12 protein-coding genes are annotated in these 12,743 nt (G+C 63.1%); 4 read left to right on the top strand and 8 right to left on the bottom strand.

Going from position 1 to position 12,743, the window contains the following annotated elements:
* Window positions 1–103 precede the first annotated feature (103 nt).
* From NO889_RS04505 to NO889_RS04495, 3 genes are all read left to right on the top strand, one after another.
* On the top strand, window positions 104–1,141 hold the full coding sequence (locus tag NO889_RS04505) for a hypothetical protein (protein WP_256411071.1): 1,038 nt from the start codon (window positions 104–106) through the stop codon (window positions 1,139–1,141).
* 1 nt (window position 1,142) lies between these two features.
* Window positions 1,143–1,370 (top strand): hypothetical protein, encoded by a 228-nt coding sequence (locus NO889_RS04500; RefSeq protein ID WP_256411070.1) that lies wholly within the window; start codon window positions 1,143–1,145, stop codon window positions 1,368–1,370.
* Window positions 1,371–1,448: 78 nt separating this feature from the next.
* Entirely contained in the window at window positions 1,449–1,604 is a 156-nt protein-coding gene (locus NO889_RS04495) for a hypothetical protein (RefSeq protein ID WP_256411069.1), read from the top strand.
* Between the two features lie 368 nt (window positions 1,605–1,972).
* On the opposite strand, the gene NO889_RS04490 is transcribed toward NO889_RS04495, so the two are convergent.
* The gene (locus NO889_RS04490; protein ID WP_256411068.1) at window positions 1,973–2,536 is read right to left on the bottom strand and encodes a hypothetical protein; all 564 of its coding nucleotides are present in this window, start codon (window positions 2,534–2,536) and stop codon (window positions 1,973–1,975) included.
* 629 nt (window positions 2,537–3,165) lie between these two features.
* Here NO889_RS04490 and NO889_RS04485 point away from each other — a divergent pair.
* Window positions 3,166–3,303: a hypothetical protein gene (locus tag NO889_RS04485; RefSeq protein WP_256411067.1), complete on the top strand. Its 138-nt coding sequence runs from the start codon at window positions 3,166–3,168 to the stop codon at window positions 3,301–3,303.
* A gap of 57 nt (window positions 3,304–3,360) precedes the next feature.
* Here the strand turns inward: NO889_RS04485 and NO889_RS04480 are convergent, their stop codons facing one another.
* The 7 genes from NO889_RS04480 to NO889_RS04450 all read right to left on the bottom strand — a co-directional run bounded on the left by NO889_RS04480 (window position 3,361) and on the right by NO889_RS04450 (window position 12,689).
* Complete coding sequence (locus tag NO889_RS04480) at window positions 3,361–4,176, bottom strand: S8 family serine peptidase (RefSeq protein ID WP_256411066.1); 816 nt, start codon at window positions 4,174–4,176, stop codon at window positions 3,361–3,363.
* A 236-nt stretch (window positions 4,177–4,412) separates the two neighbouring features.
* A complete protein-coding gene (locus NO889_RS04475; protein WP_256411065.1) occupies window positions 4,413–4,679 on the bottom strand; it encodes a hypothetical protein in 267 nt (88 codons plus the stop codon).
* A gap of 61 nt (window positions 4,680–4,740) precedes the next feature.
* On the bottom strand, window positions 4,741–5,406 hold the full coding sequence (locus NO889_RS04470; RefSeq protein WP_256411064.1) for a hypothetical protein: 666 nt from the start codon (window positions 5,404–5,406) through the stop codon (window positions 4,741–4,743).
* A gap of 185 nt (window positions 5,407–5,591) precedes the next feature.
* Window positions 5,592–8,375, bottom strand: coding sequence for a fibronectin type III domain-containing protein (locus NO889_RS04465; RefSeq protein ID WP_256411063.1), 2,784 nt, complete (start codon window positions 8,373–8,375; stop codon window positions 5,592–5,594).
* Complete coding sequence (locus NO889_RS04460; RefSeq protein WP_256411062.1) at window positions 8,375–10,843, bottom strand: fibronectin type III domain-containing protein; 2,469 nt, start codon at window positions 10,841–10,843, stop codon at window positions 8,375–8,377. Before NO889_RS04460 ends, NO889_RS04465 begins: the two co-directional genes overlap by 1 nt.
* A complete protein-coding gene (locus NO889_RS04455) occupies window positions 10,843–12,027 on the bottom strand; it encodes a hypothetical protein (RefSeq protein ID WP_256411061.1) in 1,185 nt (394 codons plus the stop codon). Before NO889_RS04455 ends, NO889_RS04460 begins: the two co-directional genes overlap by 1 nt.
* Window positions 12,024–12,689: a hypothetical protein gene (locus NO889_RS04450; protein ID WP_256411060.1), complete on the bottom strand. Its 666-nt coding sequence runs from the start codon at window positions 12,687–12,689 to the stop codon at window positions 12,024–12,026. The genes NO889_RS04455 and NO889_RS04450 overlap by 4 nt, the downstream gene beginning before the upstream one ends.
* Window positions 12,690–12,743 lie beyond the last annotated feature (54 nt).

The following is a 12,743-nucleotide window of genomic DNA, read 5'->3' as shown; positions in this document are numbered from 1 at the left end:
GAGGAATTGATGGATGAACTTTGGCGACACACTTCTCGAGTCTGCTTAATTAGCTACCAAGATTAAGCACGGATTTATTGCTCACGGCAAGTGACAACGAGCTATGAATCGGAGGGGGGCACTCAAGCTACTCGGGAGTACGGGGACGATCGCAGTGGCCGGCTGCGTATCGGACGGCCAGCCTCCCGCCACTGACGACTCGTCACCAGAGTCGTCGAACAACACAAGTGCTGACTCGTCGACGGAAGCATCAGGCAACACGAGCGATGGGTCGGACAGCGGGGAGTCAGATGTCGATGTCGAGGAAGCGCTCGAGGACGCGGAGGACAACATCGACCGCGCGGTTCGGCTCATCGAGCAGGAGACGACGTTCTCGTTTTCGATTGGACCAGATGCCTCGGTCTCGACGGATGCGATCCATCTCGCGCTTGATCAGGCCGATGAAGCACTTGACCGGATCGAGTCGCCTACCGACGTGATTTCTGAAGAGGAACTCCAGGCCTACCGCGACTACGTCTCAGTGCTCCGTGAGTTCACAACCGGGCTTGAGACGATCGGCGAGGCACTCAACACGCTCTCGACGGCGGAGGCGTATCGGAACACGCAACGATATGAGGATTCGATCGAGAAATTGGATGAGGCAGGTGGGCTGTTTTCGGATGGATCTGAACCGATCACATCGGCCCGCGAACGTCTCGATGGAATCGAGATCGACGTCGTCGACACGGATGCGATCAGTCGAACGCGCACAACCGAGGCGTTCGACGAACTGGCTGAACTTACAGATGCGTATCTCATCTACACGGATGCGACGATCCCCTTCTACACCGGTCTGGAGTTGTACTGGGCCGCCATGGAGACGTACGAAGATGAAGAGGAGTACGCGGACGCCGAGGAAACGTTCCTCGAGGCGAGCCAGCATCTAAGTACTGCTCAGACACAGTATCTACAAGCCGAATCCGAAGTCCCGGCCTCCATCCGAGACGTATTCATCGAGCGAACCTGCGCTGCGGGAGCGATGCTGGATTCCGCGACCCACATGAATGATGCTTCCGCTGCGGCCGAGGGTGGCAACTACGAGAACGCACGTGAATCGGAGAATAAGGCTGTTGACGCGCGGAACCGCAGCTGTTGGGTATGAAATGACGGCATACGACGCGATCGTCCGACTCGTCGCCGAGAATCCAGCACTCGATGAAGACGAGATCGGCGACCTCGCGAACGACGAGCTCGACGTCGACGACGACCACGCTCGGGAGCTGCTCGCGACCGCCCTCGAGCGGGGCGATGTCGTCCAGGCGGGCGGTCACTACTGGGTGATGCGGAAAGGCGAGTACGCGTTCCACGAGTACGACCATCCGATATCATGAGTTGAAGCAGGCGCGCGACGAGCTGCTCGACGAACCCTAGCCGCACGCTCTTTTAGCTCTCGCGAGCGACTGTCCAGTATGGCCGAGCACTTCAGCGTCGCCTGCCCTGGTTGCGGCGAGGAAAAAAAGCACATGACCGACCACGCCGGGCAGATCGGCGTCCACTGCTCGTGTGGCGTGAGCTTCAGTGTCGACATTGAGGCGCGGGATGTCAACGAGTGGTGGGAGCGATAGCGGAGTCCGAAAAAGCATACAGGGATAAGAGTATCCCAACTGTCCTTACCCGGCACATGGGTGTTTTTATACCACGAGAATGTGCTTCGAGATGTCGCTGGACGGTAATGAATCCACCAGCGACACAAGACAAATGAACGCCGAAATCGTGAATGAGCTGTTCAGAGCAGCTTTCGTTGCGATCGTCGGGATCTGGGTTCTGTCCCAGGTTGTGACGGTCCTCTATTGAAAGCGCTGGTGGATACCAGTGCTTTCGATGGCTCCTATTTATTTCTTGGTACGAAACAACCTGAACCACTCGTCACTCGCAAACCACGACGCCACCTCCCGAACGCCCTCGTCGACGATCGTGCGACCGCTCGACAACTTCACTCGTCGGTCGTGTTCCCGTCGTCTTCCTGCTGGTTGGCGATCTGCTCTTGAATCTGCTGCTGCTGGAGATACTGATCGTAGTACTCACTGGGCAGAACCGCCCTAACATCGCCGTCTTGAAGCCCGCTGACGAACGTCGCAGCGGGTGCGCTGACACGGAGAAGGCCGTCCTCTGGTTCCGCGTCCTCGACCGAGACGCCGTCGGTGTCCGCCGCGGTTTCTTCGTAGGCGCTCACCGCTTCTGCCGTCAATTCCGTTTGTGTGCTTTGGTACTCTTCTTGCGCCTCCTGTCGGGTGATCTCCCCCTCGTCGATCGCTTCTTGGAGGTCCTCTTGGGCGGTCGTCAGTGCGTCCTGGTCCGGTTGGACCTGGAGCGTTAGTGTCGCTTCCGTCGCTTCTGTCGCTTCTGTCGCTTCTGTCTCGGAATCGTCGCCATCCTCCGTCGTCTCGTTACCATCATCGGTTTGGAACGGCGACCCTCCGGAGCAGCCGGCGAGGGCCGCAGCGGTACTCGTCCCAGTTACGGCGAGGAAGGATCGGCGATTTGTCCCATCTGTCATTGCTCGTGTACCATCGTCCCTTTCCGAGGTATAGCTCTTCTGTGCGTTCCCAACGAGTGACTCGTGCTGCGGAGGGCATCCCGTCAACGACGACACCGCGAGAGCGACTGCCCACAACTCAGGCGAGACAGTTTTTCTCAAGTACTATTTTGACTGATAGCCTATATCGTTGCGACAGTTCTCGATGCTCTAGCGACGGTGTCTCCAACGGCGGTTCTCGGTGTGCTCAGTGCCTACGCCTTGGACTTACAGTTGCGTGCGCTGTCTGTCTCGGTGACCATGACTGAGACCTTCACTGCCGCGTGTCCGAACTGCTGAAAAGAGCGGTCGCCGATCTCGGTCGAAGCGATCCAAGTCGGTGTCCACTGCTCGTGCGGCGTGACGTTCAGCGTCGACATTGAGGCGCGCGACATCGACTAGTGGTGGGAGCGCTAGTTGATCCCACCGCGAGTACAGGGTTCACACGTGATGTCACGAGGGGTGAAGAGGCGGTCGTATCAAAGCGTCCGTACGTCGCTGCGGGATGGCGACCAAGCACACGACGATCGCCGGCGACTTCGCGTAACCTCTCGCTAATCAGAAACATCACAAAAAGTCATCTTTATTATGGCGAGCACGCACCGCCGGGTATGTCCCCTTCCCTCCAGGACGGCGACGCTGCCCAGCATCTCTACGACGCACTTGAGACGGTCGATAGCGCGGAAAAGAACTATCACATCCGCCAGGCACTCCAGCTGTATCGAGCCGCGGGCAAACGAGACGACTGACGAGCGCGTGGTCACCTGTCAGCAGGGTGGTGAAGAGCCTTTGGAGCCTGTGACTAATTAGTGACTGAGAGGCGCCTCGCCACTTCCGTATCTCTTCGAGATCTCTTCGTGGATCTTGAAGCCGTTTATTTTCCTAATCTCACTCTCTCTAACGGGTGTTGCTGTCTCTCGAACTAGTGATCTCACCTCTGCTGGAGTTGGCAGATTTTGTACACTGTGTTTAATTTCTCCGTAAGCCTCTGCTAAGATGCCTGTGACTATCGGTGCTGCGTAGCTTGATCCCTCAAAAAAGTCCACCTTATCCCCAGATCCATAGGGGTAAATAACTGGTGCTGAGACATCGGGTTTGTCGTTCTTGACACTTGGGTTACCCCACCATCCAGTTTCTGTCTGTTTTTTTATACAGCTACGGCCATCACAACCATTGTACCCACAGTACACACCCTCTGCGAGTTGTGTTTCTGTATTAGAGGTCTCCACATCAAGGTAGTATGGTCCAGACTCCCGTCGTTCGTGCGTATCCGATTTTGACTGAGGACAGCGTGTGACGAACCCGTTCACCGCGATTACGTCATCAACTACAGCCGGAATGTGTACTGGTGGCTTCGGCTGGTCACCTTTATTGTTCCCCGCTGCTGCGACAACTGTTATGCCTGAATCCACCGCCTTCTGTGTTTTACTGTAGAGGGGGTGAGCGTACACAGGAATGTCCCACGGATCCCCGATTGAAATATTGAGAATGTCTACCTCATCGGAGATAGCCGCATCAATTGCGTCATGATATCCAGCCACCTCCAGATCCCCGTTTGAATTGATCACCTGATAGAGGCTGACTGTGATATGAGGAGCATACTGCTGGATAAGATCGAACACACGGGTTGCGTGTGGTGTCGTGAGGTCTTGATCCGTGTCGATAAAGCGTCGTTCGTGCTTGATCTGCGTGGATGTGCCGTCGGCATTCGGTAGTGTTCGAGCTGAATCAAGGATCCCTACATGAACACCAAAGCCACCCTCTCCAACAGAGAGTGCATTTGTGCTCTCTCGATGAGCACGGAAAATAAATTCGCGATATTCTTCTGCCGATGAAACCCATTCAGGCAACACGGACGTTACTGGAGGATTTCGGCTTCCCCGTCAGGGGAAACTGAGCGGACTCCTGGAAGAGCCACAACGGTCTCAACCTGTTCTTCTAGACTATTGAGTATGAGTACACCTTCGTCTAGCTCACGAGTCAATTCGACTCCCGTTGTCTCAGAGATTCGGTTTACGATCTCGAGGGATTTCTCTTCATCCACCACAAGCACGAGAGTCATGTGCTCACCACTAGTCGGGTTCGCACGCACCTCCTCAACGTCGGGGTGGATGTGAGGCACCATTACGACAGTACATTATGGTACCCTTGTAATGTAATCTTCGCATACAAACCCATAAGGGTCCTTACTTCACTGTCAGTTCTACAGCCCGGTCGCTCGTAGCGAACCGCTGGTCGCTCGTGAACATCGACGCGATCTCACGGACGCCCTCGTCGGCATCCCATCCCACGGCGTTGTAGTGATCCACCGGATGCCGCCAGGCCGACTTCTCGTAGTGCGCCCAGAGCGCAGTCTTCTGCCCGCCGTCGGCGGGCGTGAGCCGGACGTGATACTGCCACGAGCCCAAGAACCCCTGCGGCCTGTAGGCGTAGCTGCCGACCTCCCACACGCGCTCGCCGTCGACGACGTCGAACTGGATCGACGCGAGCGTGTTCGGCCACACTCGCGGCATCCCACGGAGCTCCTCGCGAACGTCGCCGGGCGGCGCGTCCAGGACGCCGACGTACTCACTCGCCTGGAGCGGCAGCCCGGTCTTCTCCGGGAGCGCGTCGGTCGCCGCGGACACATCGATAGCGGTGTGTCCCTCGACGACATCGAGCTCCTCGTCGTAGTCACCGTCGGCGAGCCGGTCGACGACCGGGAGGACCGCGCGCCGGAAGCGCCACAGATCGGGCCACCGACCAAGGTAGTGACGCGCGGCCAGCAGCAACAGAAGGCCGACGACCGGCGCGATCAGGGTCGCGTGTTCGAGAACGATACGACTAGCTGACGGTGTGACTGTGTCGAACATACTGTTTCTCGCGATATCGGAACCACCGAAAGGCATTCACTTCCTGACTCCCCAGCATTTCTTAGGGACCGTTGGTCCCTGTTGGAGGCAAGACGGTTTCCCTCCCCATCCCATCCGCCTTCTTGTCCTCCTCCCTAACCATGTCCTGCCGTGCGTCGCGGCCCCGACTGCCTCGGCGCCGCGCCTCAGACGTTCCGCGCGACCGCCGAGAGCCGGTCGTTGAAGTTGTCGACGACGTCGCCCGCACTCTCTCGACTCCCGAGCGTCAGCGTCACCTCGCGAGCATCGGCGCTCACCTCGCGCACCTTGAGCGGGCCCTCGAACGGCAGCCGGTCGGCCGGGATCGACGCGACGAGCGGCCGGTCGGGGTCGTCCTCGCGGATGGTCACCTCGGCCTCCTCAAGCGGCGCCGCGACCTCGCGAACGACGGCGAGCGCGAGCTGCTCGCACTCTCGGTCCGACGTCGCGTCGGGGAACTGCTCGCGAAGCGTGTTCGGGTCGGCGACGCCGGGCTGTGCGTACCGCCCCTCGTAGCGCCACTCGTAATCGATCTGGTAGTCCGTATCGGGTGACATCGACCCGCCCTCGAGGATGGTGAGCGTCCCCTCGGAGTGGCCGATGGTGTAGTCGATGTTGCGCTCGTAGGTGCTCGAGCGATCACCGACGTCGTAGACGGTCTCCGAGCCGGCGTCGACCGGCCCCTCGTCGAGGCCGACGTTGAGCCCGTAGTCGTTGGTCGTGACCGTCTCGGCCTCGACGCGCGCGGTCTTGCCCTCCGCGATGACGCGCTGATAGCTCCCCTCGATCGTCCGCCGGCCCTGATAGGAGACGAGCGTCGGCTCCCGGTCGGCGACCCGCTGGCCGGGCTGCGTCCACTCGATGCGGTACTCCGCGTCGGCACTCTCGCTCGCGCGACGGAGCTCCCAGATGAAGTTTCCAGCGTCGGCGATCCGGTTGAGCAGATCGAGGATCGACCCGCGATGGACGAAGTCGATGAGGACGGGCGTGTTCACGAGATCGGCGTAGAGGTTGAGGAAGTCCAACCGATGCGGAACGTCGCCGAACTGCCCGGACTGCGAGCCGGAGTCCTCACGGCCGAGCGTGACGCGTGCTTGGAGCAGCTGGCTCGGCGACGCGAAGTCGGTCGCGAACGACGTGCCCGATCCCTCCGTCCACGACGCGGTCGTGTCGTTCCGGAGGCCGAGCGCGACCGGGCCCTGGTCGGTCGCCATCTCGACGTCCAGCTGGCCGGCGACCACCTGCTCGACCGAGGAGATCGGCTCGAACACGACGTCGACGTCCGCCGGGTGCTGCTGCCAGCCAGTGACCACGCCGTCGACGGGCGTGGTGTCGCCCAGATCGTAGCTGAAGCGGTCGTCGCGTTGGTGGACGAAGTCCAGAAGCATCTCCCCGCCGGACGTGACGGGAATGCCGACCTCGACGCTGTGGTTCCCGGGCGGGAGATCGCCGACGTCCCCGTCCGTCAGCAGCACCTCGAAGGCCGCGAGATCGAAGTCGCCACCGGTCGGGTTGAGCCCGCCCTCGCCGAACGACTCGACGACGATCTCACTGCCGCCGTCGACGTCGACGGTCACTTCGAGCCCCGGGCCCGTATCACTCGGGATCGCGTAGACGAGCGTCAGGTAGAGCTCTCCTTGCGGGATGGTGTGCTCAGTGTCGAGGTCGAACGTCCGGCTGTCGCCTGACCGGAGCTCGACGGCCTGTCCGTCCGACCACTCGCCGCCCTGCGTGGTGTTCGTGACGCCACCACCGTCAGCGTCCTCGGCCTCCTGGAACCACCCCGTGGCCTCGGCATAGACCTCGTTGTCCTGGACGGTGAGCGGCGACGTCGCCGGGAACGGGTCGCCGCCGCTCTCGCCCTCGATACCGCCGCTGAAGTCCGCGCTGTCGCTCGCCTGGTAGATGCGGACGTCCTCGCGAGCGCTCGTCTGCGGGTCGTCGACGTTCGCAACCCAGCCGAGCTCGTCGGTGATGACTTCCTCGGCGGCGATGTGCGCGTCTTCCTCGGGGTACTCGATGCCCTCGACGTCGTCATCCAGCGCCACGCCGCCGGCCGCGATGATGACGTCCCGCGTGCCACCCTGGCCCTCCTCGCGCTCGACGCTGCGGACCTCGCCGATCGGCAGACGCGTGCCGTGCTTCCAGGCGCGGATCGTGGAGCCTTCGACGCCCTCGGCCTCCCAGGTGTCGGACTTCGGGACGGGGATGCGGACCTGGGGCTTGGCCTTGAGTCGCGGTCGCCACTCCGCGCCCTCGAGGACGGTCGGCCGGAGCGTGTCGCCCGACGGGTGGTCGACCTCGACGGTCCAGCCCCGGGCGGCGACGCGGCGGTCGCGCACGCCGGCGAGGGCGTCGGTCGTCGCCGTGACCGTGTCGGACTGCGCGCTCGTGTGCTCGGTGTACGGCTCGACCCGGTAGCGGTACGTCCGGTCGGGCTGGGCCGTGTCGTCGGTGAACGTCTCGGCGTCGACGCCGGCGTCGGCCACCACCCGCTGCCGACGCCAGGTGCCGTCCGCACGCTGTCGCTCGCGGATGACGCGCTGGCCCGTCTCGTTGTCGGCGTTGTCCGTCCATGCGAGGTCGACAGTCGTCGTCCCGGCGGCTGTCATTGTCAGCGCCGTTGCGCCGGGGAACTGCGTGGTGATCGCGACCGGCTCGGTCCATCCCCCCGTGACGTGCTCGGTCTCGGTGCGGGCGCGGACCTCGTACCTCTCGCCGTCCTCGCGGCCGACGAATTCCATCGTGATCGTGTCGAACGCGCCGATGAACTCCCCGAAGCCGGCGGCCGATCCGTCCCACGACGACGCCCCAGTCTCGCGGATCTGGATGCGGACATCGCCGTAGTTCGTGGGTGCGCTCTCGCGGTCGACGGCGATCTCGTCCTCGACGCCGTTGCCGAGCAGCGGCTGGTCCTCGTCCGGGAGGCCGGTGGTGAACTGTCGGGGCATCAGGAATCGTCCTCCGTCTGGGCGTGCTCCGTGTTCGCGACCACGCGGGCGTCGTACGCCTCGCCGTTCCGCAGCCCGGTGACCGTCTCAGTGGTCGCGTTCAGGTCGCGCGTCGCGACGGTCGTCCACGATCCCGCGTCCGTCGGCTTGAACTGGACGAGCACGTCCCCGTAGTTGTGGTTCGACTGCCACGCGTAGTCGGCGGTCGAGTCGGTGACGTTCGAGACGGCGAAGCCGGTCGGCGCGGGAAGGATGGTCGTCGCTTCCGTACCGATGCGGTCGGTGTCCATCTCGAGACCCGCCGATCCGCGGCGGTACTGGATGATAGAGTCGTTCACCTCCAGTCGGTAGCGTTCGCCGTCGAGCAGCCCGTCGAACGTGTACGACTCCAGCCCGCCGGCACGGTTCGCGCCGTTGAGCGATTCGTCGGTGGGGGCGAACCACGTTTCGGTGTCACGGACGGCCGTGTCGGCGACCGACGCGTTCAGGTCCCACGTCCCGGTTATCTCTCGCTGCGTCGACACGTCCAGCGACAGGTTCGACGGCGTAGCGGGCTCCGTGTACTCGTGGAGGATGTCCGAGACGACGACACGATCGACGGCGAGATAGTCGTCCGCCGAACCGGCCACGTTCCCTATTCGGAGGTTGTTGTTGCCGCCCTCGATGTAGGATGCGGGCACGGTTGCGTGGACCTGAAACCACCCCTGCTTGTTGTACTCCCATCCGTACGGGCCGCTTATCTGCTGCCAACTGCTGCCGTCGTACCACTCGACGATCCCGTCCTCACTGGCGGCGTCCATCGACCCGACACCGACCCACGCAAGGACGACCACGTCATCGGTCGGGCTGCTGTCGAGGCCCGCCAAATCGAACTCTATGTCTTCGCCACCGCGTATCAAGGCGGAGTTGCTGCCGTACTGTGGTCCACCACCGGCAATATCAGTTATCTCGCTTGACCAAAGTTCCGGTGAACCAGCCTCGTAATCCCAACTTTCTGTATCGAATTGAGTATCGAGGAACACGTTGCCCTCGTTGCCGTAGTCGGCGTAGACCCACTTGGACACCTTCCGTTCCGTACCGTTGGGGTCGTTCCACGTGCGGAGCCGGAACTGGTACCGAGCGTTGTCGTTGAGCGGGTCTCCGCTGTATCCGGGATAACTCTCTCCTGTCTCGTAGGTGAACGTGAAATCGGATCCTTTGGATTCAACAGACCCCGATGTCAATTGATCTGTATCTCCTTCGGCGACCAAATCGAAGCCGCTCCAATCGTTGTACCCGTTCCCGATGTCTTCGCGGAATTCGACGCGGATCTTCGAACTGATGTCGGACTGTACTGTCCCGTGTATCTGAATCGTCGACGCGTCCGGCCGACTCACGCTCGGATCGTGCGGCGGAAGAGGGCTCGTTTTCACCGTCCCGGAGTACGCCCAGTCGCCCGTCGTGCCGCCCGAGACCCACCGCACCCGGAACTCGAACGACGAGTCGACCCCGACCTGCCGGCCGTACGCCGTGTCGCCCGCAGGGCCATAACTGTACGTCCCCGTCGACGAGGGCGACGACGGGCCGCCGGCCGGCGACTCCCACGACCCGCCGTCCCGACGCATCTGGACGTCGTATTCGTCGGCCGACGAGTCCGTGATCGTCACGTCGATCTGGTCATCCGCGACGTACGATGCTGACACCGAGGGGATCGTAAGCGTCTCGTATGTAATGACGACCTCGCCGTCACCGGTCGAGCCGCCGCGCTGGTTGGTCGTGACGGCCGTCGCGCCCCCGGTGTAGTTCGAGCCGCCGCCACCGCCAGCAGCGTCCCCATCGCCACGGTCCGAACAAGCGCCAGACCCGCCGCCGTAGTAGCCGCCGCCGCCCGCTCCGCTGGCTGAACTAGTATAGTAATGGACGCCGTCTCCCCCCTGTCCCAACGACCCGTCAAGTCCATCGCTCCCGTTGTACTGAAGCCCGCCGCCGGAGCCACCATCAACCTGTGTACCACCCCCTCCGCCGTACGACTCGAACGTATCGTCGCCCGATTCACCCTCGTTCGCACCACCAGCACCGCCGTTTTCGCTGTAGTCCCAGCCATGGCCTCCACCACCACCGCCAGCCGCAACTACAAGCCGATCTGAGAGTGTTGACCCACCCTGCCGAATGTCGGACGCACCACCGCCCGCACCACCAACTATGCTATCGACACGATAGGCATCGCCCCCGCCGTTGTGCCCGCCCCCGCTTCTGGTTTCACTATCGATGTTTGAAGGGGTCGCACCAGCGCCACCGACGTTGATTACCAGATCCTCGCCGGTCGAAACAGGGATGGTGGCATGGACATATCCGCCTTCGCCTCCGGTGGCTCCACCGTCACCGTCGCCACCCTGCGCGCCCCACAGTTCAACAGTTACTTGCCCCGGCACGTCGCCCGGAACCGTCCACGTGTACTCACCTGGGCTCGACCAACTCTCGGTGACCATCAGCGACGCACCTCCTCACGCGCAACGAGCGCCTGCTCGACGCCCGGATCCACGACTGATGTCGCCGCGATCGGCGCGAGCAACGCCTCCAGGTCCGGCGGGAGCTCGCCGTCGCTCGTCTCCGTCACGAACAGCGCCTCGCGCCCGCGGTCCAGCTGGGCGTCCGCCGCGTAGGTGTCGCCCGCGTTCGTGCCGGCCTCGGCCGAGAACTCGATCTGCGCGGCGACACGTGCCTGGCTGATGCGGGTGAGGTCGACGTCGGCCGGCTGCCAGTCCGTGTCGAGATCGCCGTCCTGGTAGGCGGGGAGATCAACCGCGGTCCAGCTGTCCGCGCCGGCGTCGTACGTCTCGGCCTCGAGGGTCGCGGTGGCGTCCGCGTTGGTGGGCTCGTCGATTCGGAGGCGGAGCAGGCCGTTCTCGATGACGAGCTCACCGTCCCCGAAGTCGTGGCCCGTGTCGAACACGCGCCCCCACGCGACGACGTCGTCCGAATCGAGGATGCTCGCGTTCCCGTAGGTGTCCCACACGCCCGGATCGACGTCGCCCTGCGGATCGTATTCCAGGTCGAATAGGTAGATCGGCTCGTCGATCGACTCGGCACTCGCGTCGTACAGGTCGACGTCGCCGTGCTCGGCGGTGACGGTCGCGACCGGAATGGGCTGGTCGCGCTGGGTCGGCTCACTCGTCGAGTCGACGATCTGGACGCGGCGGGCGTCGGCAGGGATGCCGACGAGCGCGTCAGTGCCGTTCCCGAACGGATGCCCTGGATCGGGTTGGCTCGGTGCGGTGTCCACGCCGACCCAGTGCGTGTTGCGGGTGCCGACCTCGACGAGGTTTGCCCCGACCGAGATCGCGCCCGGCGCCTGGACCATCGCCGGCTCGTCGTCGACGAGCTCGGCCGTGTAGTACGCATCCGCGTCCTGCTTCGCCTCGACCGTCGCGAACGGCGCTTTCTCGATGCCAGGTGCGGAGAGCACCTCACGGAGTTCCCGTGCGATCCGCTCGGCGTAGCGGCCGCGGTAGTCGACATCCAGGCGGATGTCCGGCGACTCACCCGAGACGCGGTCGACACGGCCACTCCCGCCGAGAGCGCCCTGGCGAGAGAGCCGCGAGCGAGCGGCATCGAGCCGGTTGCTCGCGAGGCTGCTCTCGGGGACTTCCGACCGGTAGTAGCGACGGGTCATCGTGTCGACCTCGCAGTTGCGTCGATCGGCTCGCCGGCGTCGATCGCCTCGATACAAGTGATCGACCCGCTGTACGTCGACATCGACTCACCGGGGAAGTCCGAGCCCGGGTTCTCGAAGACGACGTCGAGTGGGTCGTACACGCCGTCCTCGCGATGCTGCCCGTAGCGAAGCGTCGCCGGGCCGTCGCCGGCGATCCCTGCGCCGGGGAAGAGCTCGCCGCTCACCGAGGAGACGCGCGTGTTGCGGAGCCACCAGAAGAGACACGACACCTGGTTGATCGGGTGCTCGCCCGTGGCGTCGCTCTTCGTGTGCTCGCTCGGGTCGCCCGTGTCGCCCCACTGGAGCGGGTTGCCATCGGGTCCGGTCGCGCCCTCCCAGCTGTTGAAGTCGAGCGTGACGGCGAACTGCGACCCGCCGAGGTTGATGAAGAGATCCTTGTTGATCGGCACGTCGACGAACTCGCTGATCGTCCCGTCGACGAGCGCGAGGAGCCCAGCCCCCGGTGTCGCCCGGACCTGGGTACGTTGTTCGGGATGGATCTGGAGCCCCTGCTCGCCGCCGGTGAACAGCTCGAAGGTGGCCGTCCGACGCCCCTGTCCGTCTGGGTCGCCCTCGATCGAGATCGAGGCGACGCGGTCAGCTGTTGGTAGTGATGTCATGTGGTATGAATGGAAACTGCGTCGTGGACTGCCCGAACCTCTTTACTAACTGGG

The organism is Halorubrum rubrum, assembly GCF_024494685.1.
Classification (GTDB): Archaea; Halobacteriota; Halobacteria; order Halobacteriales; family Haloferacaceae; genus Halorubrum; species Halorubrum rubrum.
Note: the sequence above shows the minus strand (reverse complement) of the source record. Positions and strands in the feature narration are given on the sequence as shown.